The sequence below is a fragment of the Pseudomonas sp. NBRC 111130 genome, assembly GCF_001320485.1.
GTDB classification, from domain to species: Bacteria; Pseudomonadota; Gammaproteobacteria; order Pseudomonadales; family Pseudomonadaceae; genus Aquipseudomonas; species Aquipseudomonas vlassakiae.
Genome location: NZ_BCBG01000014.1, coordinates 43,742 through 69,382, shown reverse-complemented (window position 1 = coordinate 69,382; position 25,641 = coordinate 43,742). Strand labels below are relative to the sequence as shown.

Sequence of the window (25,641 nt, the reverse complement as noted above, 5' to 3'; positions counted from 1 at the left end):
GCGTGGGCTATTTTGGAAAAATTCAGGCAGCTCGGTGGCATAAGCTTATAACAAACCACCAGAGGCTGTTGCCATGCGCGACTCCCATAACAACACCGGTTTTTCCACCCGCGCCATCCACCACGGCTACGACCCGCTTTCCCACGGCGGTGCCTTGGTGCCACCGGTTTACCAGACCTCAACCTATGCCTTCCCCAGCGTTGAATACGGCGCGGCGTGCTTTGCCGGGGAGGAGGGTGGGCACTTCTACAGCCGTATTTCCAACCCGACCCTGGCCTTGCTGGAGCAGCGTATGGCTTCACTGGAGGGGGGCGAGGCGGGCCTGGCGCTGGCGTCGGGCATGGGCGCCATCACCTCGACGCTATGGACCCTGTTGCGCCCCGGTGACGAGCTGCTTGTCGGGCGAACGGTGTATGGCTGCACCTTTGCCTATATGCACCACGGCATCGGCGAGTTCGGGGTAAAGGTCCGCCATGTCGACCTCAATGACGCCAAGGCGCTAAAGGCGGCGATCACCCACAAGACCCGGATGATCTACTTCGAAACTCCGGCCAACCCGAACATGCAATTGGTCGATATCGCGGCGGTGGCCGAAGCGGCGCGGGGGCATGACCTGCATATCGTGGTCGACAACACCTATTGCACGCCCTACCTGCAGCGGCCACTGGAACTGGGGGCGGACCTGGTGGTGCATTCGGCGACCAAGTACCTCAGCGGCCACGGCGATATCACCGCAGGCCTGGTGATCGGGCGCAAGGCGCTGGTGGACCGGATTCGCCTCGAAGGCCTCAAGGACATGACGGGCGCGGTGCTGTCGCCGCACGATGCCGCGCTGTTGATGCGTGGCATCAAGACGCTCGCGTTGCGCATGGACCGGCACTGCGCGAATGCCCAGCGGGTTGCCGAGTTTCTCGCGCGTCAGCCGCAGGTAGAGCTGATCCAGTATCCGGGACTGCCATCATTTGGCCAATATGAACTGGCGCAGCGGCAGATGCGCCTGCCGGGCGGGATGATCGCTTTCGAGCTCAAGGGCGGGATCGAGGCCGGGCGGCGCTTCATGAATGCGCTGCAACTGTTTGCCCGGGCGGTGAGCCTGGGCGATGCCGAATCGCTGGCGCAGCATCCGGCGAGCATGACCCATTCCAGCTATACCCCCGAAGAGCGGGCGCATCACGGGATTTCCGAGGGGCTGGTGCGGTTGTCGGTGGGGCTGGAGGATGTGGAGGATCTGCTGGTGGATGTGGGGCAGGCACTGAAGGCTTGCAGCTAGGTTGCCTCTCGGGCCTCTTCGCGGGCACGCCCGCTCCCACAGAGATCGCGCAGCCTCAAAACCTGCGCCGTTCCTGTGGGAGAGGGCGTGCCCGCGAAGAGGCCAGTGAATCCAGCCCAAGAAAAAGGCCTCTTGCGAGGCCTTCTTCATTTCAGCGCTTGAGCCCGTAGCTCTCGTCGAGCATGCCCGGCGAGTTCGGCGACTTCGGTGCATAGTCACGTGGCACTTCGGCGGTGTCCTTCGGCGGGGTCAGGCGGTCACGCGGACCCTGGGTGCCCTCGGAGTGCAGCGCGGCCAGCAGGCGCTGGCGGGTCAGCTCGTCGAGCGCCAGGTGGTTGGCGCCGTCGGCCAGGTGATCCTGCACGTCCTGGTAGCTCTGGGTCAGCTTCTTGACCAGTACTGCAGTGCTGTTGAAGTGGGTAACCACCTGGTTCTGGTAGCTGTCGAAGCGCTGCTGGATATCATCCAGCTGACGCTGGGTGCTGCTGGGCGCCGCGTTGGGCAACAGCCGGGCCACGATGAAACCGACCGCCACACCGATGACCAGGGCCAGGGTTGGCAACAACCAAACAAGGAGCGAGAGTTCCACGAGTCCTTCCTCTATAAACGGCTTTGCTTTACGTTAACGGCTCAGACCTGCGCTGTATACCGCGAGCGATCGCAAATCAGAACAGAATTCCTCACCTAGACGAATCGACCCCCTTCGAGGTCACGGAGTAGTGCCTTGCTTGTCCGCGAAACCCCCTTGTTCATCGATGGCCCGATCGGCCAGCTGGAAGCCTTGTACCTGGACGTGGCCGATGCCCGCGGTGCGGTGTTGATCTGCCACCCCAACCCGGTCCAGGGCGGCACCATGCTCAACAAGGTGGTCTCGACCCTGCAGCGCACCGCACGTGACGCCGGCTACGTGACCCTGCGCTTCAACTACCGCGGTGTTGGCCAGAGCGCCGGCACCCATGACATGGGTGCCGGCGAAGTGGCCGATGCCGAGGCCGCCGCAGCGTGGCTGCGCGCGCAGCATCCCGAGCTGCCCTTGGTACTCATGGGCTTCTCGTTCGGTGGCTTCGTCGCCACCAGCCTGGCCGGGCGCCTGGAAGCGCAAGGCGTGGAGCTGCAGCAGCTGTTCATGATCGCCCCGGCGGTAATGCGCCTGACCGCCGACTTCCCGCTGCCGCAGCGCTGCCCGATCGCCGTGGTGCAGCCTGAGGCCGACGAAGTCGTCGATCCGCAGCTGGTTTACGAATGGTCCGACGCACTGGGGCGCCCCCATGAGCTGCTGAAAGTGGCAGAATGCGGACACTTCTTCCATGGCAAGCTGACCGATCTGAAGGATCTGCTGCTGCCGCGCCTTTCGAATTGAGCCAAGCCTGAATAAGCGAACACCCATGACCACGCGTATCCTCACCGGTATCACCACCACCGGCACCCCGCACCTGGGCAACTACGCCGGCGCCATCCGCCCGGCGATCGTCGCCAGCCAGCAGCCGGGTGTCGACTCGTTCTACTTCCTGGCCGACTACCACGCCCTGATCAAGTGCGACGACCCGCTGCGCATCCAGCGCTCGCGCCTGGAAATCGCCGCGACCTGGCTTGCCGGTGGCCTGGACCCGGCCAAGGTGACCTTCTACCGGCAGTCCGACATCCCCGAGATCCCTGAGCTGACCTGGCTGCTGACCTGCGTCGCCGCCAAGGGCCTGCTCAACCGCGCCCACGCCTACAAGGCCTCGGTGGACAAGAACCTGGAAACCGGCGAAGACCCTGATGCCGGGGTGACCATGGGCCTGTACAGCTACCCGGTGCTGATGGCTGCGGACATCCTGATGTTCAACGCCAACAAGGTGCCGGTCGGCCGTGACCAGATCCAGCACGTGGAAATGGCCCGTGACATCGGCCAGCGCTTCAACCACCTGTTCGGCCAGGGCAACGACTTCTTCGCCCTGCCGGAAGCGGTGATCGAGGAGAGCGTGGCGACCCTGCCAGGCCTGGACGGGCGCAAGATGTCCAAGAGTTACGACAACACCATCCCGCTGTTCACCAGCGCCAAGGACATGAAAGACGCCATTTCGCGCATCGTCACCGACTCGCGGGCACCTGGCGAAGCCAAGGACCCGGACAATTCGCACCTGTTCACCCTGTTCCAGGCGTTCTCGACGCCGTCGCAGTGCGCCGAGTTCCGCGAAGAGCTGCTCCAGGGCCTGGGCTGGGGCGAAGCGAAGCAACGCCTGTTCCAGCTGCTCGACGGCCAGCTGGCCGAGAAGCGCGAGCACTACCACCAGCTGATTTCGCGTCCGGCAGACCTGGAGGACATCCTCCTCGCCGGCGCTGCCAAGGCCCGCAAGATCGCCACGCCGTTCCTCGAGCAGCTGCGTGAGGCCGTGGGCCTGCGCTCGTTCCGCAGTAGCGTGCAGGCCAGCACCGAAGTGAAGAAAAAAGCCGCCAAGAGCGCGCGCTTCGTCAGCTTCCGTGATGAAGACGGCAGCTTCCGCTTCCGCCTGCTGGCCGCCGATGGCGAGCAATTGCTGCTATCGCGCAGCTTCGCCGATGGCAAGAGCGCCGGCGCCGTGAGCAAGCAGCTGCAGCAGGGTGGTGACGCTGAGGTGCGCGTTGACGGTCTGGGCTTCAGCCTGTGGCTGAACGACGAGCATGTTGCCGACGGGCCGCAGTTCGGCAGTGCCGAAGCCCGTGATTCGGCGATCAAAAGCCTGCGTGTAGCGCTTCAGCCGCAACAGGACTGAGGCATATTGCCTGTAGGAGCGGGCTTGCCCGCGATCACCGGCGAAGCCGGTGCCATACAGCGTAAAAGTGCCTTGAATGAGGCATATTGACGCAAGTCGCATTGCCATTAAGCGGGCCTGTCGCTACAGTGACGGCCCGTTTTTTGTTGCCTCGCTAACGAAATCATGACGCCCCTAGAACGATATCAAGCAGATCTGAAACGTCCCGACTTCTTCCATGACGCGGCGCAGGAAACTGCGGTACGTCACCTGCAGCGTCTGTACGACGACCTGGTGCACGCGCAGAACAACAAGCCGGGCGTGTTCGGCAAGCTGTTCGGCAAGAAGGAGCAGACGCCGGTCAAAGGCCTGTACTTCTGGGGTGGGGTAGGGCGTGGCAAGACCTATCTGGTCGACACCTTCTATGAAGCGCTGCCGTTCAAGCAGAAGATGCGTACGCACTTCCACCGCTTCATGAAGCGCGTCCATGAGGAAATGAAAACCCTCAAAGGCGAGAAGAACCCGCTGACCATCATCGCCAAGCGCTTCAGCGAAGAAGCCAAAGTGATCTGCTTCGACGAATTCTTCGTGTCCGACATCACCGATGCCATGATCCTCGGCACCCTGATGGAAGAGCTGTTCAAGAACGGCGTCTCGCTGGTGGCGACCTCCAACATCGTCCCGGACGGCCTGTACAAGGACGGCCTGCAGCGCGCACGCTTCCTGCCGGCCATCGCCATGATCAAGCAGTATACCGACGTGGTGAACGTCGACAGCGGCGTCGACTACCGTCTGCGTCACCTGGAGCAGGCCGAGCTTTACCACTTCCCGCTCGATGACGCGGCGCACCAGAGCATGCGCGCAAGCTTCAAGGCCCTGACGCCGGAATGCACCCAGGCCGTCGAGAACGACGTGCTGATGATCGAAAATCGCCCGATCAATGCCCTGCGCACCTGCGACGACGTTGCCTGGTTCGACTTCCGCGCCCTGTGCGACGGGCCGCGCAGCCAGAACGACTACATCGAACTGGGCAAGATCTTCCATGCCGTATTGCTGAGCAACGTGGAGCAGATGGGCGTCACCACCGACGACATCGCCCGCCGCTTCATCAACATGGTGGACGAATTCTACGATCGCAACGTCAAGCTAATCATCTCGGCCGAGGTCGAGCTGAAGGACCTGTACACCGGCGGGCGCTTGAGCTTCGAATTCCAGCGGACCCTCAGCCGTTTGCTGGAAATGCAGTCACACGAATTCCTGTCGCGCGCGCACAAACCTTAGGACACTGGGGCCGCTTTGCGGCCCTTTCGCGACACAAGGCCGCTCCTACAGAAATTCGCGTTCCCCTGTAGGAGCGGCCTTGTGTCGCGAAAGGGCTGCAAAGCAGCCCCATTGGCCTCAAGCCTCTTGTACGAATTGCTGCCGATACTGGTTTGGCGACAACTCCGTGTGCTGGCGGAACAACCTCGCAAAGAAACTCGCATCGTCATAACCGACCTCATAACTGATGGTCTTGATGCTCTTGCGTGTGCTCGACAGCAATCCCTTGGCTGTCTCGATGCGTAACCGTTGCAGGTAGTGCAGCGGTTTGTCACCGGTCGCCCCTTGAAAACGGCGCATGAAGTTGCGGATGCTCATGCCATGGTTGCGAGCCACATCCTCGAAGCGGAACTTGTCGGCGAAATGCTCCTCCAGCCAGTGCTGGATCTGCAGGATGATCAGGTCCTGATGCAGCTTCTGGCCGCCGAAGCCCATGCGCCCTGGCGTGTAGTTGCGCTGCACTTCGTAGAGGATATCGCGGGCTACGGCACGCGCTACATTGGCGCCGCAGAAACGCTCGATCAGGTAGATGTACAGGTCACAGGCTGATGTGGTGCCGCCGGCGCAGTACAGGTTGTCTGCGTCGGTCAGATGCTTGTCCTGGTTCAGGCGGATCTTCGGGAAGCGCTCGGCGAAACTGTTGAAGAAGCGCCAGTAGGTGGTCGCCTCCTTGCCATCGAGCAGGCCGGATTCGGCCAGCCAGAACACCCCGCTGGCTTCGGCGCAGAGCACGGCGCCACGGGCGTGCTGTTCGCGCAGCCAAGGCAGCACCTGTGGATAACGTTGCAGCAGGTTGTCGAAATCCTCCCAGAAGGCCGGGAGGATGATGACGTCGGCATCGTCGAGGCCGCCATCGACCGGCAATTGCACATTGCTGAAGCTGTCCACCGGCTGGGCATCGGGGCTCACCAGGCGAATCTCGAACATGGGCTGCAAGCCCAGGCCCAGCTGCTTGCTATAGCGCAAGCTGGCGAGGTGGAAGAAATCCTTGGCCTGCATCAGGGTCGAAGCGAACACCTTGTCAATGGCCAGGATGCTGACGCGCCGCAACGACGCGGAGGGTTGGGTAAACATCATTGTCATTGTTCTTATAGGGTAGAGTGGTCAATCACCGGCTGGATCGTCTTATTTTTTGGCGATTGTGTCTACCCCGCCCCCTCAAGGTCTGCACCAAACCCTGTGGGCGCGGGTTTACCCGCGATGAAGCCGATACCGGGTTCAGCTCAAGGCGCCGGGTTCGGCTGCTCCTGATGGATCGCCTCGATCCCCGCGAGCAGTTCATCACTGAGGTTCAGCTGCAGGCTGTCGAGGTTGCTCTGCAGCTGCACCAGGTCGGTTGCGCCGATGATGTTGCTGGTGACGAATGGCTGCCGGGTCACGAACGCCAGGGCCATTTGTGCCGGGTCCAGGCCATGCGCCCGGGCCAGTTGTACATAACGGCTGCAGGCTGCCACGGTCTGCGGGTTGGAGTAGCGGGCGAAGCGGCTGAACAGGGTCAGCCGGCCTTTTTCCGGTCGGGCACCGTTCTCGTACTTGCCCGAGAGCATGCCGAATGCCAGTGGCGAATAGGCCAGCAGGCCGCATTGCTCGCGGATAGCCACCTCCGCCATGCCGACTTCGAAGCTGCGGTTGAGCAGGTTGTAAGGGTTCTGGATCGACACCGCCCGCGACCAGCCGCGGCTATCGGCCAGGTGCAGGAACTTCATGGTGCCCCATGGCGTTTCGTTGGACAGGCCGATGTGCCGGATCTTGCCGGCACGTACCTGTTCGTCGAGCACTTCGAGGGTCTCTTCCAGTGGGGTGAACAGGTCGTTGGCCAAGTGCTGGTAGCCCAGCTTGCCGAAGAAGTTGGTACTGCGCTCCGGCCAGTGCAGCTGGTAGAGGTCGATGCGGTCGGTCTGCAGGCGCTTGAGGCTCTGGTCCAGCGCGGCGACGATGTGCTGGCGGTTGTGCTTGAGCTGGCCGTCGCGGATGTGGCTGATGCCATTGCCGGGCCCGGCGACCTTGCTGGCCAGTACCCAGTCATCGCGATCGCCGTTGGCACGGAACCAGTTGCCAATGATGCGCTCGGTGGCGGCATAGGTTTCCGGGCGTGGCGGCACCGGATACATCTCGGCGGTGTCGATGAAGTTGATGCCGCTGGCCTTGGCTAGGGCAATCTGCTCGAAGGCCTCGTCCTGGGTGTTCTGCTCGCCCCAGGTCATGGTGCCCAGGCACAGGGCGCTGACGTCGAGGTCGGTACGGCCGAGCTTGCGGTATTCCATCGGGAAAACACTCCTTGGCAAAAGAAGCCCATCAAAGCAGGTTGAAATTTTTCGCGCAATCTGGATAATTCTGCACCTCTCCGCGTGGCGGAAGTGATGCACCACCACGCAGGAAGAACCCCGTCGAACATTGGCGTGCCCGACCCGAGCCCCCAAAAGCGTCAGCGTTCGGCTGCGCGCTTGCCCTTGGCAAGCTGTGCACTATCCAGTAAGATTCGCCGTCTATTTTTCGCTGGGCGGCCTCTGAGGCTTTAGAGAATGAAAACTTTTACTGCTAAACCGGAAACAGTAAAGCGCGAGTGGTTCGTAGTCGACGCCGCTGGCCAGACCCTGGGTCGTCTGGCTACCGAAATCGCTAGCCGTCTGCGTGGCAAGCACAAACCAGAATACACCCCTCACGTTGACACCGGCGACTACATCGTCGTCATCAACGCTGAACAGGTTCGTGTGACTGGTGCCAAGTCTTCCGACAAAATGTACTACTCCCACTCCGGTTTCCCAGGCGGTATCAAGGAAATCAACTTCGAGAAGTTGATCGCCAAGGCCCCTGAGCGTGTTATCGAAACCGCGGTCAAAGGCATGCTGCCTAAGAACCCGCTGGGTCGCGACATGTACCGCAAGCTGAAAGTGTACGCGGGTGCTGCTCACCCACACACTGCTCAGCAGCCTCAAGAACTGAAGATCTAACGGGAAAGTTCATTATGTCGGCGACTCAAAATTACGGCACTGGCCGTCGCAAGACCGCAACCGCTCGCGTATTCCTGCGTCCGGGTACTGGTAACATTTCCATCAACAACCGTTCTCTGGACGTGTTCTTCGGTCGCGAAACCGCTCGCATGGTTGTTCGCCAGCCGCTCGAGCTGACCGAAACCGTTGAGAAGTTCGACATCTACGTCACCGTTTCCGGTGGTGGTGTCAGCGGTCAGGCCGGTGCTATCCGTCACGGTATCACCCGCGCTCTGATGGAATACGACGAAACCCTGCGTGGCGCTCTGCGTCGTGCTGGCTACGTCACCCGCGACGCTCGTGAAGTCGAGCGTAAGAAAGTGGGTCTGCGTAAAGCGCGTAAGCGTCCTCAGTACTCCAAGCGTTAATACCGCTTCGGCAGTCGAAGAAAGCCCGGTTCCTTGGAACCGGGCTTTTTTTTGTGCTTGAACTAACCTGTCAGCATGTCGGTGACCACTGGTCGCATAGACGCAGATCAAGCAAAGCGCGGGTTATGGCTCCCTGTGGGGGTAATCACCTTGTCACTGTGTGGATTTGTTTCTTACCATGGCGACCAATTTTTAGTGCCACAGACACAACCTAAGTACAGGTCAGGTCCAACTGGCCAAGCAAGCTGATGGGAGAGGACTGAATGAGCAATGACGGCGTCAACGCAGGCCGGCGCCGCTTCCTCGTAGCCGCGACATCCGTGGTCGGGGCAGCGGGGGCAGTGGGGGCTGCGGTACCGTTCGTGGGGTCATGGTTTCCCAGTGCCAAGGCGAAGGCAGCCGGGGCACCGGTGAAGGTCAATATTGCCAAGGTCGAGCCTGGGCAGCAGATGGTTGCCGAATGGCGTGGCCAGCCGGTATTCATCGTGCGGCGTACCCAGGAGATCCTTGGCAACCTCAAGAAGATCGAAGGCGACCTCTCCGATCCTCAATCGAAAAGCTCGGTGCAGCCGACCTATGTCGACCCCGAAGTCCGCTCGATCAAGCCGGAAATCCTCATTCTCGTCGGCCTCTGCACGCACCTGGGTTGCTCGCCGACCTTTCGCCCGGAAGTTGCGCCCGCAGACCTCGGGCCGAAGTGGGTCGGTGGCTATTTCTGCCCTTGCCACGGCTCCCACTACGACCTGGCCGGTCGTGTCTACAAGGCGCAACCGGCGCCTCTCAACCTGCCAGTACCGCCGCATTCTTATGAGTCGGACGACATTGTCGTCATCGGCGTCGACCAGGAGAAAGCATGATGAGCAAGTTCATGGACTGGATTGACGCGCGCTTCCCCGCCACCAAGATGTGGGAAGACCACCTGAGCAAGTATTACGCGCCCAAGAACTTCAACTTCCTGTATTTCTTCGGCTCGCTGGCACTGCTGGTGCTGGTCAACCAGATCGTCACTGGCGTATGGCTGACCATGAGTTTCACGCCCTCGGCGGAAGAGGCCTTTGCCTCGGTCGAGTACATCATGCGTGACGTCGAGTATGGCTGGATCCTGCGCTATCTGCACTCCACCGGCGCTTCGGCATTCTTCATCGTGGTTTACCTGCACATGTTCCGCGGCCTGCTCTATGGCTCGTACCAGAAGCCTCGTGAGCTGGTGTGGCTGTTCGGCATGCTGATCTACCTGGCGCTGATGGCGGAAGCGTTCATGGGCTACCTGCTGCCTTGGGGGCAGATGTCCTACTGGGGGGCCCAGGTGATCATCTCGCTGTTCGGCGCCATACCGGTGATCGGCGGCGACCTGACCCAGTGGATCCGTGGTGACTACCTGATTTCGGGCATCACCCTGAACCGCTTCTTCGCCTTGCACGTGGTGGCTTTGCCAATCGTGATTCTCGGCCTGGTGGTGCTGCATATCCTGGCCCTCCACGAAGTAGGCTCGAATAACCCCGATGGTGTCGACATCAAGAAGAAAAAGGACGAAAACGGCATTCCGCTCGACGGCATTCCGTTCCACCCGTACTACACGGTGAAAGACATCGTCGGTGTGGTGGTCTTCCTGTTCGTGTTCTGTGCCGTGGTGTTCTTCTTCCCGGAGATGGGCGGTTATTTCCTGGAAAAACCCAACTTCGAGCAGGCTAACGCGTTCAAGACGCCCGAGCATATCGCGCCTGTGTGGTACTTCACGCCGTTCTACGCGATCCTGCGGGCGGTGCCCGACAAGCTCATGGGTGTAATCGCCATGGGTGCTGCAATTGCCGTGCTGTTCGTGCTGCCCTGGCTCGACCGCAGCCCGGTGCGCTCCATGCGCTACAAGGGCTGGATCAGCAAGGTCTTCCTGCTGGTGTTCTGCATCGCCTTCGTCATCCTCGGCATCCTCGGCGTACTGGCGCCTACGCCTGGGCGTACCTTGCTGTCGCAGGTGTGCACGGTGCTGTACTTCGCCTACTTCGTGTTGATGCCGTTCTACACAAGGCTCGAGAAGACCAAACCGGTTCCGGAAAGGGTGACTGGCTGATGAAAAAGTTGATTGCAGTATTTTTGCTGGCAGTGATGCCTGCCTTTTCCTTCGCTGCCGAACACGGCCTGGAGCTGGACAAGGTCGATATCGACCTGACCGACAAAGCGGCCATGCAGGACGGTGCGCGCACCTTCGCCAACTATTGCATGGGTTGCCACAGTGCCAAGTTCCAGCGTTACGAGCGGGTTGCCGATGACCTCGGTATCCCTCACGAGTTGATGCTCGAGAAGCTGGTGTTCACCGGGGCCAAGATTGGCGATCACATGCAGATCGGCATGCAGCCCAGCGACGCCAAGACCTGGTTCGGTGCTGCACCGCCCGACCTTACCCTGGTTGCGCGGGTGCGGGGTACCGACTGGCTGTACACCTACCTGCGCAGCTTCTATGAAGACAAGTCGCGCCCGTACGGGGTCAACAACAAGGTGTTCCCGAACGTCGGCATGCCCAACGTGCTGGTCGGCCTGCAAGGCAACCAGGTGATTGGTTGCAAGCAGGTGCAGATGGTGGTCGATGGCAAGAAGCAATTTGACCCATTGACGGGTAGCCCGCTCACCCATGAAGCCTGTGACCAGCTGACCATTACGCCGAATTCCGGTACCCTGAACACCGAGCAGTTCGACGAGAAGGTCAAGAACCTGGTGACCTTCCTGGCCTATTCGGCCAACCCGGTCAAACTGGAAAGCCAGCGCATCGGTACCTACGTGTTGCTGTACCTGGCTTTCTTCTTCGTATTTGCCTACTTGCTCAAGCGCGAATACTGGAAGGACGTGCACTGATCACGCAGTAATTTCTGGTAGTTGAACGCGCCCGCGGGGGGCTGGCAAATTTGCCAGGCCCCCGCGGGCGCGTTTTCATTTAGAGTTTACAAGCATCCCCTGCGAGGAGGCGCTACATGGGCGCAACCAACCGGTTAGCCTGTTATTCCGACCCTGCTGACCATTATTCTCATCGGGTACGCCTCGTGCTCGCCGAGAAGGGCATCAACGTGCAGGTGATCGACGTCGACCCTGCGCGTCTGCCAGCCAGGCTGGCAGAGGTGAACCCTTACGGCAGCGTACCGACCCTGGTCGATCGTGACCTGGCGTTGTATGAGTCTACCGTGGTGATGGAATACCTCGAGGAGCGTTACCCGCATCCGCCGTTGATGCCGGTCTACCCGGTGGCGCGTGGTAATAGCCGTCTGCTGATGCACCGCATCCAGCGTGACTGGTGCGCCCTGGCGGATACCATTCTCGACCCGCGCAGCGCTGAGGCCGCCCGTGTCGAGGCGCGCAAGGCGCTGCGCGAAAGCCTGACCGGCGTCTCGCCGCTGTTCGGCGAGTTTGCTTGCTTCATGAGTGAGGAGCAAAGTCTGGTCGACTGTTGTCTATTGCCCATACTGTGGCGTTTGCCGGTTATGGGTATCGAGTTGCCGCGGCAGGCCAAGCCGCTGCTGGATTACATGGAGCGGCAGTTCGCCCGCGAGCCTTTCCAGGCGAGCCTGTCCTCTGTTGAACGTGAAATGCGCAAGCTTTAAGGAGCCGTTGATGAACTCCAGTCGCCCCTACCTGGTTCGAGCACTGTACGAATGGATCGTCGACAACGATTGCACCCCCCATATGCTGGTCAATGCCGAATTCCCGGCTGTCCAGGTGCCACAAGGTTTTGCCAGTGATGGCCAGATTGTCCTGAACATTTCGCCAAGTGCCGTGCGCAACCTGCACATGGATAACGACGCGGTAAGCTTCGAGGGGCGCTTCAGTGGCGTTGCCCACTCGTTGTTCGTGCCAGCAGGTGCCATCCTGGGGATCTATGCTCGCGAGAATGGCCAAGGCATGGTCTTCGAGCTGGAGCCACCGCTGATGGATAGCGATGAACTGGAAGACGATGCTGTCGAACCGGATGACGATGGCCCGCCGGAAGGGGGTGGCCAGCCTCCACGTCCAAGTGGGCGACCCAGCCTGAAGGTGGTCAAGTAATAAAAAAGGCGATCCGCATGGATCGCCTTTTTTTTGCCAAGCTGAGCTTACAGGTCGCTGATGGTGCGAACCTGGTCCCGATTGATGCGGGTGCGCTTGCCGTCGAGCTGCTGGAATTCGTAGAAGCCCGAGTCCTTGTCGAAGTGCGGGGCGTCGACAGCCTGGATTTCGCGGCCGTCGTTGAGGGTGATCAGGCTTGGGGTCGAGCAGCCAGCCAGGGTGGCGAAGGTGCCGAGCAGCAGGGCGGGCAGCAGAAGCTTTTTCATGCGGTATTTCCTGGAAATTGAACGGGTGGGGCAAGTTGCCGCCGATGCCAGCCGGTAGCGGGCAGCGGGCAGCGGCGGCAACTGAATCAGTCGATGTACTCGAACAGCTTGACGATCTTCTGCACGCCAGAGACACCTTGAACCACGGCGGTGGCGGAGTTGGCCTCTTGCTGGGTCACCAGGCCCAGCAGGTAGACGATGCCGTTCTCGGTGATGACCTTGATGCGCGAGCTGGGCACGGCATTGTCGGTGAGCATCTGGGCCTTGATCTTGGTGGTCAGCCAGGCATCGTTGTTGCGCGCCAGGATCGACGAGGGCTGCATCACCTGCAGTTCGTTGTGTACCTTCTTCACTCGCTGGACCTGGCTGGCCGTCTGTTCGGCCAGGCTCTTGAGGTCGGCACGCGGGGTTTGCCCGGCGAGCAGGACGATACCGTTGTAGCTGCTGACGACGATGTGCGAGCTCTTGTCCAGGTCAGGGCTGGCCTTGGCAATGTTCACCGAAGCCTTGGTTTCGATCAGCGAGTCGTCGATCTTGCTGCCGATGGTGCGGGTGCCGCGATCATCCTCGATCGGCGAGTTGCGGGTCGAGGTCAGTACCGAGCTGCAGCCGGTGACGCTCAGGCACAGGGTAAGGGCCATCAGGCCGAGGCGCATGGGGGTCATTCTTCACTCCCGAACAGTTGGCTGTCGATCAGATCGCACAGGCAGTGGATCGCCAGCAGGTGGACTTCCTGGATACGTGCGGTGACCATCGACGGTACGCGGATTTCCACGTCTTCCGGCAGCAGCAGCGATGCCATGCCGCCGCCGTCACGTCCGGTCAATGCTACGACAATCATTTCGCGATCATGTGCGGCCTGGATCGCTTGAATCACGTTGGCAGAGTTGCCGCTGGTCGAAATCGCCAGCAGTACGTCGCCGGGCTGGCCCAAGGCGCGAATCTGCTTGGAGAAGATTTCGTTGTAGCTGTAGTCGTTGGCGATCGAAGTCAGCGTCGAGCTGTCGGTGGTCAGGGCGATGGCCGGCAGGCTCGGGCGCTCACGCTCGAAACGGTTGAGCAGCTCCGAAGAGAAGTGCTGGGCATCGCCGGCTGAGCCGCCATTGCCGCAGGCGAGCATCTTGCCTTCGTTGAGCAGCGCATTGACCATGACCAGGCTAGCCTGCTCGATGTGCGGTGCCAGGATGTCCATTGCCTGTTGCTTGGTGTCGATGCTGGCCTGGAACAGCCGGCGAATTCGGGATTGCATGTCCATCGGGTGACCTTAAGTGGGGCGGTGGCCTTTGCTACGCGCAACAAGGACCAGCCCGCGAAACATAGAGCAAAAAAATCGGAGTGGGTTCAGCATTCGAAGGCGTTTTTCAGCCATTGAAGTGGCCGGCCTGCATGGTGACTGCCCTGCAGGGCGACAACGTCGAAGCGGCAGGGGTGATTGGCCCAGCGGGACTCCTTCTGCAGGAACAGTGTGGCGGCAAGCACCAGTCGTTTCTGCTTGCGCCCGTCAATGCTGCCGAGGGCGCCACCGAAGTCCGCGTGCAACCGGTAGCGGACTTCGACGAATACTACTGTATCGGCGTCGAGCATGACCAGATCAAGCTCGCCGCCTTTGCATCGCCAATTGCGCGTCAGCAGTTGCAGGCCTTGCCCTTGAAGGTACTCAAGGGCTTGGTTTTCTGCTGCCTGGCCGGCGCTGCTTGGCGATGCTGCGGGCATCAGCGCGAGGTATCTGGCAGGCGCTTGACCTGGCCACCAGCAAACTCGGCCCATGGCAACTGGCGCTCGACGCGCTGGCTGGCGTTGATGCTCAGGCTGCCGGACAGGCCTTGCACGCGGTTGTCTGGCAGTGCCTTGAGCTGGCCCAGGCGCGGCGCCAGGCTGTAAGCGTCGACACCCATCGCATACAGGCGGCCGAGGCTGCCGGCAGCCTGTGGCCACTGCTGTACCACCTGCTGGCGCAGGCTGTTGCTGGTGTCGAGCAGCCATGGGGTTTCGCAGAAGCGAATGCCGTTCATGTCGTTGTACTGGTTGACGTCACCGCTGGCGCTGTACAGGTTCGAGGTGGCGTAGACCGGTACGTCCCCGGCGTACTGGAAGTTCAGCGTCGGTTTGATCTGCTGCGCCTGCTGCGGGGTCGAGGCGAGGAAGATGAAGTCGATGTCCTGGCGGCGCGACGGTTGTGCCGCGATAGTACCGCCCACGGTGCTCTGCAGGCTCTGGGCGCGGCCTTCGCTCTGGCGCAGCTGGAACAGGTTGGCGATCTGCTGGGCGAGGGCGACCGGCTGGGCGATGCGCTCGGCGGCGATGATGGTGCCACCATTGCCTTCCCAGTCCTGGCGGAAGGCGGCCAGTACGCGGTCACCCCACTCACCGCTCGGTACCAGGGCAACGGCGCGGACCATGCCATCAGCACGGGCGCGGCGCGCCACTTCACGGGCTTCGTCCTCGGCGGCGAGGCCGAACTGGAACAGCTGCGGTGGTGCTTTCTGGCCGGCGTCGGCGTAGTTCAGGGCGAGGGTGGTGATGGGCAGTTGGCTGTTGCCAGCGAGTTGCTTGACCAGCGGCTTTTCAAGCGGGCCGACCACCAGTTGCACGCCATCGGCCTGGGCCTGGCGATAGAAGGCATCGAGCGAGCCGATGCGTGAGCTGTCGTAGACCTGCACGGCAGGCGCTTGCCCGCCCGCTTGCTGGGCCTGGAAGTGGGCGGCCATGAAGCCGTCACGCAGGGCTCGGGCAACGCCGGCCAGCGGGCCTTCCTGGGGCAGCAGCAGGGCGATCTTGGTCAGCGGCTGGCTGGCCAGTTCCTTGAGCTTGGTCAGCGCCGTTGGCAGCTGCTTGGCGGCTGGGTGATCAGGGTGCTGTTTGCGCCAGGCTTCGATGGCAGCCTGCTGCTGCTCCAGGGTACCGGCGCTTTTCACTGCCAGCGCCAGGCTGGCCCAGCCGGCCAGGATTTCGTTGTTGGCTGGCTGTTGCAGCTGCTCGGCCGGCAGCGAGGCGACCAGGGCCCAGATCGCGTCATGGTTCGCGCTGGCGGCCTGGCCACTGAGCAGCGGGCTCAGCAGCACGCGTTGCTGGGCGGCGGCCATGGCCTGGCCATCGGCTTCGAGGGCGGCGGCATGGACGCTGTAGGTGCGCACCTGCTGTTGCTCCGGCAGCTCTGCAATGTGTTGCAGGCTCGGATGGGACAGCGCGGTCAGGGCCGCCTTGGGCTGGTTGCGGCTCATGGCGAGTTCCGCGCCGAGGGTGGCGGCGAAAATCTGCTGGGCTGGCTTGAGCGTGTCCATCGGCACCTGTTCGAGGATGCGTGCCGCGCGTGGGAAGTCCTTCTGCTTGTAAGCCAGGTCGGCTGCGCTCAGGCGCAGCAGGGCAGCGTCTTCCGCGGACTTGCTGGTGGCGGCCTTCTCGAGCAGTTGCTCGATGCTGGCATCCGGGGTGCGTGGCAGTTCGCCCAGGCTGGATGAGGGCGAGCTGGCGCAGGCTGCCAGCAGGGCAGCGAGGCAGAGGGCTGTGAACAGCCGCAGGCAAGCGATCATGTAAAGGTCCTGTTACTCGATCAAGTTGGCCGGCAATTGTACCCAAGCAGCAGCCGGGGCGCGATCTGCCGTTAGCGGAACCTTCACTATAGGTGGCGTGCGCAGGAGGGCCGAAGAAGTTCTTTGCGCCCTGTTACCGGTGCTCGGGCTACAATGACGCCTTTGATCCGAAAGGCAGGGTGTGTGCAGTGACTGATGTGGCCGGGACTTCGAAATCCACCATGGGGACGCTTTATGTGGTCGCGACGCCCATTGGCAACCTTGATGACATGAGCGCCAGGGCGCTCAAGGTGCTGGCCGATGTCGCCCTGATCGCTGCCGAGGACACCCGGCATTCGATCCGCCTGCTGCAGCACTTCGGCATCGACACGCCGTTGGCGGCCTGCCATGAACACAACGAGCGCGACGAGGGTAGCCGCTTCATTGGCAAGTTGCTGGCCGGTGAAGATGTGGCGCTGGTATCCGATGCCGGTACGCCACTGATTTCCGATCCGGGTTACCACTTGGTGCGTCAGGCCCGTGCCGCCGGTGTCAGCGTGGTGCCCGTGCCTGGCGCCTGCGCCCTGATTGCCGCGCTGTCGGCAGCCGGCCTGCCATCCGACCGCTTCATCTTCGAAGGCTTCCTGCCCGCCAAGGCCGCGGGTCGTCGTGCGCGTCTGGAGCAGGTCAAGGAGGAGCCTCGCACGCTTATTTTCTACGAGGCGCCACACCGCATTCTGGAGTGCCTCGAGGACATGGAGCTGGTGTTCGGTGCCGAACGTCCGGCGCTGCTGGCCCGTGAGCTGACCAAGACCTTCGAGACCCTCAAGGGGCTGCCGTTGGCTGAGCTGCGTGCGTTCGTCGCCGGCGACAGCAATCAGCAACGGGGCGAGTGCGTGGTGCTGGTGGGTGGCTGGAGTGCGCCTGAGGGCGAAGATGCAATCAGCGCCGAGGCCCGGCGCGTGCTGGACCTGTTGCTGGCCGAGTTGCCGCTGAAAAGGGCGGCGGCATTGGCGGCGGAAATTACTGGTGTGCGCAAGAACCTGCTGTATCAGGTGGCCCTGGAAAAGCAGAAAGCGCAGTAGTGGCAATCAGGCATAGTTGACGGTATCGCTTGTTCTTGCGCGCGCGTGCCGTTAACCTTGTCGGCGGAGAGTCGATCGGACAGTCGCTGCCGTCTTTTGTTCCGCAAAAGATGGGGGAGGAAAGTCCGGGCTCCATAGGGCAGAGTGCCAGGTAACGCCTGGGAGGCGCGAGCCTACGGAAAGTGCCACAGAAAATAACCGCCTAAGCACTTCGGTGCCGGTAAGGGTGAAAAGGTGCGGTAAGAGCGCACCGCACGGCTGGCAACAGTGCGTGGCTAGGTAAACCCCACTCGGAGCAAGACCAAATAGGGTTCCATCAGGCGTGGCCCGCGTCGGAACCGGGTAGGTTGCTAGAGGCGTCCAGTGATGGCCGTCGTAGAGGAATGACTGTCCTCGACAAAACCCGGCTTACAGATCGACTCTCCACCTTTTCCTGTCCTGCTTGAATCGATAGCAGATAGCTCCTGGTAATACCAAAAAGATCTTACTCTTAATAATTCACTTTAACTTCGAACGACATTTGTTTGAGTCGGTTTGATTTTTCTCGCGTTTTTCCCCTCCTGGCAGTCTTTCCTCGTTCCTTTGTTGCGCTAAATCTCGGTCCTGTAAGGGATTTCCTTATGAACGTGCCTTGACGGTGCAGCGGACGGATTCCTATAGTGTGCGCAAGTGGCAGAAAGTGGGATGAAGTGGGTTTTCTGACACAAAAAAGCTAACATTGTGGGGAATCGCAGCCGTGTTCCGCGGAGCCAACGCCGTCAGCCTCGATGCCAAGGGCCGTCTCGCCATGCCGAGCCGGTACCGTGACGAGCTCGATTCGCGTTGCAATGGTCAGCTGATCGTGACCATCGACGCCGTAGACCCCTGCTTGTGTGTTTATCCCCTCGATGAGTGGGAACAGATTGAAGCCAAGTTGCGTGCCTTGCCGTCGTTGCGTGAGGAAAACCGCCGCCTGCAGCGTTTGCTGATCGGCAATGCGGTTGACCTGGAGCTCGATGGCAGTGGGCGTTTCCTGGTGCCGCCCCGCCTGCGTGAGTACGCCAAGCTGGACAAAAAGGCGATGTTGGTGGGGCAGCTGAACAAATTCCAGCTGTGGGACGAGGATGCCTGGAACGCGGTTTCGGCAGCCGACCTTGCAGCTATCCAACAACCGGGTGCCATGCCCGACGATTTGCGTGACCTGATCCTGTGACCATAGATAGCGGCTTCAACCACATCACCGTCCTGCTCGACGAAGCTGTCGAGGCATTGGCCCTGCGCGCCGACGGTTGCTATCTGGACGGCACCTTCGGGCGTGGTGGCCATAGCCGCCTGATCCTCAGCAAGCTCGGGCCGCAAGGGCGGCTTCTGGGCTTCGACAAAGATCCTCAAGCGATTGCCACCGGGCAAGCGCTGGCGGCCGAAGACGGCCGCTTTGTCATTGTGCAGCGCAGCTTTGCCGAGCTTGGTTCGGAAGTCGCCGAGCGTGGTCTGCACGGCAAGATCAGCGGCATCCTGCTTGATCTGGGCGTGTCTTCACCGCAGCTGGATGACCCTGAGCGCGGCTTCAGCTTTCTCAATGACGGCCCGCTGGACATGCGCATGAACCCGCATCAGGGCATCAGTGCCGCCGAGTTCATTGCTACCGCACCTGTCGAAGAAATTGCCCGCGTGTTCAAGGAATACGGCGAAGAGCGTTTTGCCGGGCGCATGGCGCGTGCCGTGGTCGAGCGCCGCGAAAAGCAACCGTTCACCCGCACCGCTGACCTGGCTGAAGTGCTCAAGGTTGCAAACCCGGCCTGGGAAAAGGGCAAGAACCCGGCGACCCGGGCGTTCCAGGGCCTGCGCATCCACGTCAACAACGAACTGGGTGACCTGGAGGCTGGCCTCGAAGCAGCGCTCGATGCCCTGGAAGTGGGCGGCCGCCTGGCGGTCATCAGCTTCCATTCACTGGAAGACCGCATCGTCAAACTGTTCATGCGCAAGCTGGTCAAGGGCGAGGCCGACAATCTGCCGCGCAATCTGCCGGTACAGCACAAGGTCTTCGAGCCGAAGATCAAGCTGATCGGCAAGGCCCAGTTTGCCTCTGAGGCCGAACTCAAGGCCAACCCACGGTCGCGCAGCGCCGTGATGCGGGTTGCGGAGAAGCTTCGGTGAGCCGGCTTTTCGCCAAACCTCTGCCAGGCGGAAGCTTCCTGATGCTTCTGCTGTTTATCGGTGTGCTGGTTTCGGCCATCGCCGTGTCTTACAGCGCCCACTGGAATCGCCAGTTGCTCAACACCCTGTACGGCGAATTGAATGAGCGCGACAAGGCTCAGGCCGAGTGGGGCAGGCTGATTCTTGAACAAAGCACCTGGACCGCCTCCAGCCGTATCGAGAGCCTGGCCTCCGAGCAACTGAAAATGCGTGTGCCTGCGGCTGACGAAGTACGGATGGTGGCGCCATGATGAAGCTCGAAGGCGCACTCTACCCCTGGCGCTTCCGGGTCGTGATCGGCTTGCTCGCGCTGATGGTGGGCGCCATCTGCTGGCGCATCATCGACCTGCAGGTGGTCGACCGTGACTTCCTCAAGGGACAGGGCGACGCCCGCAGTCTGCGTCATATTCCGATTCCTGCGCACCGTGGCCTGATCACCGACCGCAACGGCGAGCCGCTGGCGGTCAGTACCCCGGTCACCACCCTCTGGGCCAACCCCAAGGAAATGCAGGCGGCCAAGGATCGCTGGCCACAGCTGGCCGCGGCGCTTGGGCAGAACGCCCAGCAGCTGACCGAGCGCCTGACCCAGCAGGCCAACAAAGAGTTCATCTATCTGGTCCGCGGCCTGACCCCGGAGCAGGGCCAGCACGTGCTCGACCTGAAGGTACCGGGCGTGTATGGCCTGGAAGAATTCCGCCGTTTCTATCCGGCCGGTGACGTGACCGCCCACATGGTTGGCTTCACCGACCTCGACGACCACGGCCGCGAAGGTGTGGAGCTGGCCTACGATGAATGGCTGGCCGGCGTGCCCGGCAAGCGGCAAGTGATCAAGGACCGGCGTGGTCGCCTGATCAAGGACATCCAGGTCACCAAGAACGCCAAGGCCGGCAAGACCTTGGCGTTGTCGATCGACCTGCGCCTGCAGTACCTGGCCACCCGCGAACTGCGCAACGCCATCGCCGAACAGGACGCCAAGGCCGGCAGCCTGGTGATCATGGACGTCAAGACCGGCGAGGTCCTGGCCATGGTCAACCAGCCGACCTACAACCCGAACAACCGCCGTAGCATGTTCCCGGCTGCCATGCGTAACCGGGCGATCATCGACGTGTTCGAGCCAGGCTCGACGGTCAAGCCGATCTCGATGAGCGCGGCGCTGCAGAGCGGCCGCTGGAAGCCGACCGACAAGGTCGAAGTGTATCCGGGCAGCCTGCAGATCGGCCGTTACACCATCAAGGACGTGTCCAAGAGCGAGGGGCCGATCCTCGACCTGACCGGCATCCTAATCAACTCTTCCAACGTCGGCATGAGCAAGATCGCCTTCGATATCGGCGGCGAGGCTATCTACCGGGTCATGTCCCAAGTGGGCCTTGGCCAGTACACCGGCCTCGGCTTCCCGGGCGAACGCGTCGGCAACCTGCCTAACCACCGCGAGTGGCGCAAGGCTGAAACCGCGACACTGTCCTACGGCTACGGTGTGTCGGTGACCGCCCTGCAGCTGGTGCATGCCTACGCCGCGCTGGCCAACGACGGCAAGATGGTGCCGCTGTCGATCCTCAAGGTGGACAAGGCGCCCGAAGCGGTGCAGGCCATTCCGAAGGAAACCGCCGAAACCGTCCAAGGCATGCTGCAGCAGGTGATCGAAGCGCCGCGCGGCGTGTTCCGTGCCCAGGTGCCGTTCTACCACGTGGCCGGCAAGTCCGGTACTGCACGTAAGGCCACCGTCGGCTCCAAGGGTTACACCGAAAACGCCTACCGCTCGCTGTTCGCCGGTTTCGGCCCGATGAGCGACCCGCGCTATGCCATCGTCGTGGTCATCGACGAACCGGGCAAAGGTGGTTATTTCGGTGGCCTGGTATCGGCCCCCGTATTCAGCAAGGTCATGTCGGGCACCCTGCGCCTGATGAACGTGCCGCCAGACAACCTGCCGCCGCCAAGCGATCCACAGCAGGCCAGCGCAGCACCCGCCAAGGGAGGGCGTGGATGATGACAATGCCTTTGAGCAAGCTTTTCGCCCACGCCAGCCGCGATCCGCTGATCCGTGAATTGACCCTGGACAGCCGTCAGGTGCGCCAGGGTGATCTGTTCCTGGCCGTGCCAGGTGCCAAGGTTGATGGCCGTGAGCACATTGCCGATGCCCTGTCCCGTGGCGCTGCGGCTGTGGCCTATGAAGAGCAGGGCGTCAACGTGCTGCCGCTTACCGACGTGCCGTTGATTCCGGTGAAAGGCCTGATCGGCCAGTTGTCGCAGATTGCCGGGCGCTTCTACGGCGAGCCGAGCCGCCAGCTGAACCTGGTGGGCGTCACTGGCACCAACGGCAAGACCAGCGTCACTCAGCTGGTGGCCCAGGCGCTCGATGCGTTGGGTCAGCGCTGCGGCCTGATCGGCACCTTGGGCACCGGCTTTTATGGCGAGCTGCAGAGCGGCCGCCTGACCACGCCCGACCCGATCGCCGTGCAGTCGACCCTGAACGACCTCAAGAAAGGCGGCGCCAAAGCCGTGGCCATGGAGGTGTCCTCCCACGCCCTGGAGCAGGGCCGGGTCGCCGCGCTGGAATTCGACATCGCGGTCATGACCAACCTGTCACGCGACCATCTTGACTACCACGGCAGCATGGAGGCCTACGAGGCCGCCAAGGCCAAGCTGTTCGCCTGGCCGAGCCTGCGTTGCCAGGTGGTCAACCTGGATGATGATTTCGGTCGCCGCCTGGCCGAAGACTTCGCCCGCCGCCCGAGCGTGGACCATATCGAGACCCGGTTGCTCAGCTACAGCCTGGAAAACCCGGACGCTTCGCTGTTCTGCCGCGAAGCGCATTTCGACGACGATGGTGTGCGCGCCATCATCGTCACCGCGCAGGGCGAACGCACCCTGCGCAGCCAGCTGCTTGGCCGCTTCAACCTGAGCAACATGCTTGCCGCTGTGGCCACGCTGCTGGCACTGGACTACTCGCTGGATGAGGTTCTCAAGGTCACCCCGCACCTGCAAGGGCCGGTCGGCCGCATGCAGCGCCTGGGGGGCGGTGACAAGCCGCTGGTAGTGGTCGATTACGCCCATACGCCCGATGCGCTGGAAAAAGTCCTCGAAGCCCTGCGTCCGCATGCTCACGGCAAACTGCTGTGCCTGTTCGGCTGCGGCGGCGACCGTGATCGCGGCAAGCGCCCGCTGATGGCCGAAGTGGCCGAGCGCCTGGCCGACCGCGTACTGGTCACCGACGACAACCCGCGTACCGAAGACCCGCTGCGCATCTTCGACGACATTCGACCTGGTTTCGCCAAGCCTGCGGGCGTCGAGTTCGTCGCTGGCCGTGGCGCAGCCATTGCCCATCTGATCGCCACCGCTGGCGCCGATGACGTGATCGTGCTGGCCGGCAAGGGGCATGAGGATTACCAGGAGATCAATGGCGAGCGCCATGCGTTCTCCGACCTGATCGAAGCCGACAAGGCACTTGCAGCCTGGGAGGCTCCGCATGCTTAAGCCCATGACCCTCAGCCAGCTGACCGGCGCCTTGAACGCGCGCCTGGTCAACGCCGACGCCAGCTTCACCGGGGTCAGCATCGACAGCCGTAGCGTCGCTGCCGGCCAGCTGTTCGTTGCCCTGACCGGGCCGCGCTTCGATGGCCATGACTACCTTGCCGACGTGCAAGCCAAGGGCGCCGTCGCTGCGCTGGTCGAGCGCGAAATTGTCAATGTCGATCTGCCGCAGCTGGTGGTCGCCGACTGCCGTATCGCACTCGGCCAGCTTGGTGCGCTGAACCGCGCTGCCTTCGACAAGCCAGTGGTCGCCATCACCGGTTCGAGCGGCAAGACCACAGTCAAAGAGATGCTGGCCAGCATCCTGCGCACCCGTGGCCTGGTGCATGCCACCCGCGGCAACCTGAACAACGACCTCGGTGCTCCGTTGACGCTGCTGGAAATCTCTCCGGAGCACAGCGCCGCCGTGATCGAACTGGGTGCTTCGCGCATCGGCGAGATCCGCTATACCGTCGGCCTGACCCAGCCGCAGGTGGTGATCATCAACAACGCCGGCACTGCTCATGTCGGTGAATTCGGCGGCCCGGACAAGATCGTCGAAGCCAAGGGCGAGATTCTCGAAGGCCTCGGCGAGGGCGGCACCGCCATCCTCAACCTGGCCGACAAGGCGTTCGACATCTGGCGCAAGCGCGCTGGCAGCCATCGTATCTTCAGCTTCGCCCTGGACAACCCGCAGGCCGACTTCCATGCCAGCAACATCGGCCGTGATGCCCGTGGCTGCCCGTCTTTTACCCTGCATGGCCCTGATGGCAGTGTGCCGGTTCAGCTGAACCTGCTGGGTACCCATAATGTCAGCAACGCCCTGGCTGCTGCCGCCGCTGCCCATGCCGTTGGTCTGAGCCTCAGCGGTATCGCCGCGGGCCTCAACGCAGTGCAGCCGGTCAAGGGCCGCACCGTGGCGCAAATCGCCCCCAACGGTGTGCGCGTAATCGACGACAGCTACAACGCAAATCCCACCTCCATGTGCGCGGCCATTGATATACTCCGCGCCTTTTCCGGGCGCACCGTTCTGGTGCTGGGGGATATAGGTGAACTTGGCCAGTGGGCGGAAGAAGGCCACCGTCAGGTGGGCGAGTACGCGCACGGCAAGGTCGATGCCCTTTATGCGGTGGGTTCCAACATGATTCATGCGGTCAAGGCGTTCGGCGCCCATGGCCGCCATTTCGCAACGCAAGCTGAGTTGATCGACGCTGTTCGCGCCGAAACTGCCAGCGAAACCACTATTTTGATCAAGGGCTCGCGCAGCGCTGCGATGGAAAACGTCGTGGCCGCACTGTGCGGTGCCAGCGGGGAGAAACATTAATGCTGCTGCTGTTGGCCGAGTATCTGCAACAGTTCCACAAAGGCTTCGCGGTCTTCCAGTACCTGTCCCTGCGCGGGATTCTTGGCGTACTGACCGCGTTGTCGCTGGCACTGTGGCTGGGGCCGTGGATGATCCGTACCCTGCAGATTCGCCAGATCGGTCAGGCCGTGCGTAACGACGGCCCACAATCGCACCTGTCCAAGTCTGGCACCCCGACCATGGGCGGCGCACTGATCCTGTCGGCCATCGGGGTCAGCACCCTGCTGTGGGCCGACCTGTCCAACCGTTATGTCTGGACCGTGCTGATCGTCACCTTGCTGTTTGGTGCCATCGGCTGGGTCGACGATTACCGCAAGGTGATCGAGAAGAACTCGCGTGGCCTGCCGAGCCGCTGGAAGTATTTCTGGCAATCGGTGTTCGGCCTGGGCGCTGCGGTGTTCCTGTACATGACCGCCCCGACCACTGTCGAGACCACGCTGATCGTGCCGTTCCTCAAGGATGTCACCATCCCGCTGGGTATCGGCTTTGTCGTATTGACCTATTTCGTCATCGTCGGCTCCAGCAACGCGGTCAACCTGACCGACGGCCTCGATGGCCTGGCGATCATGCCGACCGTGATGGTGGGTGGTGCGCTGGGCATCTTCTGCTACCTGTCGGGTAACGTGAAGTTCGCCGAATACCTGCTGATCCCCTACGTGCCGGGCTCGGGCGAACTGATCGTGTTCTGCGGGGCGTTGATCGGTGCCGGCCTGGGCTTCCTGTGGTTCAACACCTATCCGGCCCAGGTGTTCATGGGCGACGTCGGCGCGCTGGCGCTGGGCGCCGCGCTGGGCACCATCGCCGTGATTGTGCGCCAGGAAATCGTGCTGTTCATCATGGGCGGCATCTTCGTGATGGAAACCCTGTCGGTGGTGATCCAGGTCGCCTCGTTCAAGCTCACCGGCAAGCGCGTGTTCCGCATGGCGCCGATTCACCACCACTTTGAACTCAAAGGCTGGCCTGAGCCACGCGTGATCGTCCGTTTCTGGATCATTACCGTGATTCTGGTGCTGATTGGCCTGGCAACCCTGAAACTGAGGTAGAA

Annotated in this window: 27 protein-coding genes and 1 other RNA gene; 20 read left to right on the top strand and 8 right to left on the bottom strand. The window is 62.0% G+C overall.

Going from position 1 to position 25,641, the window contains the following annotated elements; all coding sequences use genetic code 11:
- Positions 1 to 73 precede the first annotated feature (73 nt).
- A complete protein-coding gene (locus APH33_RS08160; RefSeq protein WP_054884645.1) occupies positions 74 to 1,270 on the top strand; it encodes a methionine gamma-lyase in 1,197 nt (398 codons plus the stop codon).
- Positions 1,271 to 1,421: 151 nt separating this feature from the next.
- Here APH33_RS08160 and APH33_RS08155 read toward each other — a convergent pair whose 3' ends face one another.
- Complete coding sequence (locus APH33_RS08155; RefSeq protein WP_027918018.1) at positions 1,422 to 1,859, bottom strand: YhcB family protein; 438 nt, start codon at positions 1,857 to 1,859, stop codon at positions 1,422 to 1,424.
- Positions 1,860 to 1,994: 135 nt separating this feature from the next.
- Between APH33_RS08155 and APH33_RS08150 the strand changes: the two genes are divergently transcribed.
- The 3 genes from APH33_RS08150 (at position 1,995) to zapE (ending at position 5,265) form a co-directional block, all read left to right on the top strand.
- Complete coding sequence (locus tag APH33_RS08150) at positions 1,995 to 2,630, top strand: alpha/beta hydrolase (protein WP_054884644.1); 636 nt, start codon at positions 1,995 to 1,997, stop codon at positions 2,628 to 2,630.
- Between the two features lie 25 nt (positions 2,631 to 2,655).
- Entirely contained in the window at positions 2,656 to 4,005 is a 1,350-nt protein-coding gene (locus APH33_RS08145; protein ID WP_054884643.1) for a tryptophan--tRNA ligase, read from the top strand.
- A 165-nt stretch (positions 4,006 to 4,170) separates the two neighbouring features.
- Entirely contained in the window at positions 4,171 to 5,265 is a 1,095-nt protein-coding gene (zapE, locus tag APH33_RS08140; RefSeq protein ID WP_054884642.1) for a cell division protein ZapE, read from the top strand.
- A 117-nt stretch (positions 5,266 to 5,382) separates the two neighbouring features.
- Here the strand turns inward: zapE and APH33_RS08135 are convergent, their stop codons facing one another.
- Positions 5,383 to 6,303 carry a GlxA family transcriptional regulator gene (locus APH33_RS08135; protein ID WP_177332366.1) on the bottom strand — a complete coding sequence of 307 codons (921 nt, stop codon included), beginning with the start codon at positions 6,301 to 6,303 and terminating at the stop codon, positions 5,383 to 5,385.
- A gap of 224 nt (positions 6,304 to 6,527) precedes the next feature.
- A complete protein-coding gene (locus tag APH33_RS08130; protein WP_054884641.1) occupies positions 6,528 to 7,568 on the bottom strand; it encodes an NADP(H)-dependent aldo-keto reductase in 1,041 nt (346 codons plus the stop codon).
- Between the two features lie 258 nt (positions 7,569 to 7,826).
- On the opposite strand from APH33_RS08130, the gene rplM reads away from it, so the two are divergent.
- The 7 genes from rplM to APH33_RS08095 all read left to right on the top strand — a co-directional run bounded on the left by rplM (position 7,827) and on the right by APH33_RS08095 (position 12,691).
- Positions 7,827 to 8,255, top strand: coding sequence for a 50S ribosomal protein L13 (rplM, locus tag APH33_RS08125; protein WP_003260798.1), 429 nt, complete (start codon positions 7,827 to 7,829; stop codon positions 8,253 to 8,255).
- 14 nt (positions 8,256 to 8,269) lie between these two features.
- Positions 8,270 to 8,662, top strand: coding sequence for a 30S ribosomal protein S9 (gene rpsI, locus APH33_RS08120; RefSeq protein WP_003260797.1), 393 nt, complete (start codon positions 8,270 to 8,272; stop codon positions 8,660 to 8,662).
- 263 nt (positions 8,663 to 8,925) lie between these two features.
- The gene (gene petA, locus APH33_RS08115; RefSeq protein ID WP_054884640.1) at positions 8,926 to 9,519 is read left to right on the top strand and encodes a ubiquinol-cytochrome c reductase iron-sulfur subunit; all 594 of its coding nucleotides are present in this window, start codon (positions 8,926 to 8,928) and stop codon (positions 9,517 to 9,519) included.
- Positions 9,519 to 10,730, top strand: a complete 1,212-nt coding sequence (locus tag APH33_RS08110) for a cytochrome bc complex cytochrome b subunit (RefSeq protein WP_054884639.1) — start codon at positions 9,519 to 9,521, stop codon at positions 10,728 to 10,730. The genes petA and APH33_RS08110 overlap by 1 nt, the downstream gene beginning before the upstream one ends.
- Complete coding sequence (locus tag APH33_RS08105) at positions 10,730 to 11,509, top strand: cytochrome c1 (RefSeq protein ID WP_054884638.1); 780 nt, start codon at positions 10,730 to 10,732, stop codon at positions 11,507 to 11,509. The genes APH33_RS08110 and APH33_RS08105 overlap by 1 nt, the downstream gene beginning before the upstream one ends.
- A gap of 116 nt (positions 11,510 to 11,625) precedes the next feature.
- Positions 11,626 to 12,249 carry a glutathione S-transferase N-terminal domain-containing protein gene (locus tag APH33_RS08100; protein WP_054884637.1) on the top strand — a complete coding sequence of 208 codons (624 nt, stop codon included), beginning with the start codon at positions 11,626 to 11,628 and terminating at the stop codon, positions 12,247 to 12,249.
- 10 nt (positions 12,250 to 12,259) lie between these two features.
- Positions 12,260 to 12,691 carry a ClpXP protease specificity-enhancing factor gene (locus APH33_RS08095; protein WP_054884636.1) on the top strand — a complete coding sequence of 144 codons (432 nt, stop codon included), beginning with the start codon at positions 12,260 to 12,262 and terminating at the stop codon, positions 12,689 to 12,691.
- A gap of 47 nt (positions 12,692 to 12,738) precedes the next feature.
- Here APH33_RS08095 and APH33_RS08090 read toward each other — a convergent pair whose 3' ends face one another.
- The 5 genes from APH33_RS08090 to APH33_RS08070 all read right to left on the bottom strand — a co-directional run bounded on the left by APH33_RS08090 (position 12,739) and on the right by APH33_RS08070 (position 16,487).
- Positions 12,739 to 12,957, bottom strand: a complete 219-nt coding sequence (locus APH33_RS08090; protein ID WP_054884635.1) for a YgdI/YgdR family lipoprotein — start codon at positions 12,955 to 12,957, stop codon at positions 12,739 to 12,741.
- An 86-nt stretch (positions 12,958 to 13,043) separates the two neighbouring features.
- On the bottom strand, positions 13,044 to 13,622 hold the full coding sequence (locus APH33_RS08085; RefSeq protein ID WP_054884634.1) for a BON domain-containing protein: 579 nt from the start codon (positions 13,620 to 13,622) through the stop codon (positions 13,044 to 13,046).
- A complete protein-coding gene (locus APH33_RS08080; protein WP_054884633.1) occupies positions 13,619 to 14,212 on the bottom strand; it encodes a phosphoheptose isomerase in 594 nt (197 codons plus the stop codon). The genes APH33_RS08085 and APH33_RS08080 overlap by 4 nt, the downstream gene beginning before the upstream one ends.
- An 86-nt stretch (positions 14,213 to 14,298) precedes the next feature.
- Positions 14,299 to 14,670 (bottom strand): YraN family protein, encoded by a 372-nt coding sequence (locus APH33_RS08075; protein WP_054884632.1) that lies wholly within the window; start codon positions 14,668 to 14,670, stop codon positions 14,299 to 14,301.
- Positions 14,670 to 16,487 carry a penicillin-binding protein activator gene (locus tag APH33_RS08070; protein ID WP_054884631.1) on the bottom strand — a complete coding sequence of 606 codons (1,818 nt, stop codon included), beginning with the start codon at positions 16,485 to 16,487 and terminating at the stop codon, positions 14,670 to 14,672. Before APH33_RS08070 ends, APH33_RS08075 begins: the two co-directional genes overlap by 1 nt.
- 221 nt (positions 16,488 to 16,708) lie before the next feature.
- Between APH33_RS08070 and rsmI the strand changes: the two genes are divergently transcribed.
- The 9 genes from rsmI to mraY all read left to right on the top strand — a co-directional run bounded on the left by rsmI (position 16,709) and on the right by mraY (position 25,639).
- Positions 16,709 to 17,551, top strand: a complete 843-nt coding sequence (gene rsmI, locus APH33_RS08065; RefSeq protein ID WP_177332364.1) for a 16S rRNA (cytidine(1402)-2'-O)-methyltransferase — start codon at positions 16,709 to 16,711, stop codon at positions 17,549 to 17,551.
- A gap of 67 nt (positions 17,552 to 17,618) precedes the next feature.
- An RNA gene (rnpB, locus tag APH33_RS08610) (RNase P RNA component class A) lies at positions 17,619 to 17,978 on the top strand.
- Positions 17,979 to 18,287: 309 nt separating this feature from the next.
- Entirely contained in the window at positions 18,288 to 18,743 is a 456-nt protein-coding gene (gene mraZ / locus APH33_RS08060; protein ID WP_011535546.1) for a division/cell wall cluster transcriptional repressor MraZ, read from the top strand.
- The gene (rsmH, locus tag APH33_RS08055; RefSeq protein ID WP_054884629.1) at positions 18,740 to 19,687 is read left to right on the top strand and encodes a 16S rRNA (cytosine(1402)-N(4))-methyltransferase RsmH; all 948 of its coding nucleotides are present in this window, start codon (positions 18,740 to 18,742) and stop codon (positions 19,685 to 19,687) included. Before mraZ ends, rsmH begins: the two co-directional genes overlap by 4 nt.
- Positions 19,684 to 19,977, top strand: coding sequence for a cell division protein FtsL (ftsL, locus tag APH33_RS08050; protein WP_054884628.1), 294 nt, complete (start codon positions 19,684 to 19,686; stop codon positions 19,975 to 19,977). The genes rsmH and ftsL overlap by 4 nt, the downstream gene beginning before the upstream one ends.
- Entirely contained in the window at positions 19,977 to 21,710 is a 1,734-nt protein-coding gene (locus APH33_RS08045) for a penicillin-binding protein 2 (protein WP_176508370.1), read from the top strand. The genes ftsL and APH33_RS08045 overlap by 1 nt, the downstream gene beginning before the upstream one ends.
- Positions 21,707 to 23,197 (top strand): UDP-N-acetylmuramoyl-L-alanyl-D-glutamate--2,6-diaminopimelate ligase, encoded by a 1,491-nt coding sequence (locus APH33_RS08040; RefSeq protein WP_371263240.1) that lies wholly within the window; start codon positions 21,707 to 21,709, stop codon positions 23,195 to 23,197. The genes APH33_RS08045 and APH33_RS08040 overlap by 4 nt, the downstream gene beginning before the upstream one ends.
- Positions 23,190 to 24,557 carry a UDP-N-acetylmuramoyl-tripeptide--D-alanyl-D-alanine ligase gene (gene murF, locus APH33_RS08035; protein WP_054884626.1) on the top strand — a complete coding sequence of 456 codons (1,368 nt, stop codon included), beginning with the start codon at positions 23,190 to 23,192 and terminating at the stop codon, positions 24,555 to 24,557. The genes APH33_RS08040 and murF overlap by 8 nt, the downstream gene beginning before the upstream one ends.
- Positions 24,557 to 25,639, top strand: a complete 1,083-nt coding sequence (gene mraY / locus APH33_RS08030) for a phospho-N-acetylmuramoyl-pentapeptide-transferase (protein ID WP_054884625.1) — start codon at positions 24,557 to 24,559, stop codon at positions 25,637 to 25,639. The genes murF and mraY overlap by 1 nt, the downstream gene beginning before the upstream one ends.
- Positions 25,640 to 25,641: the final 2 nt, after the last annotated feature.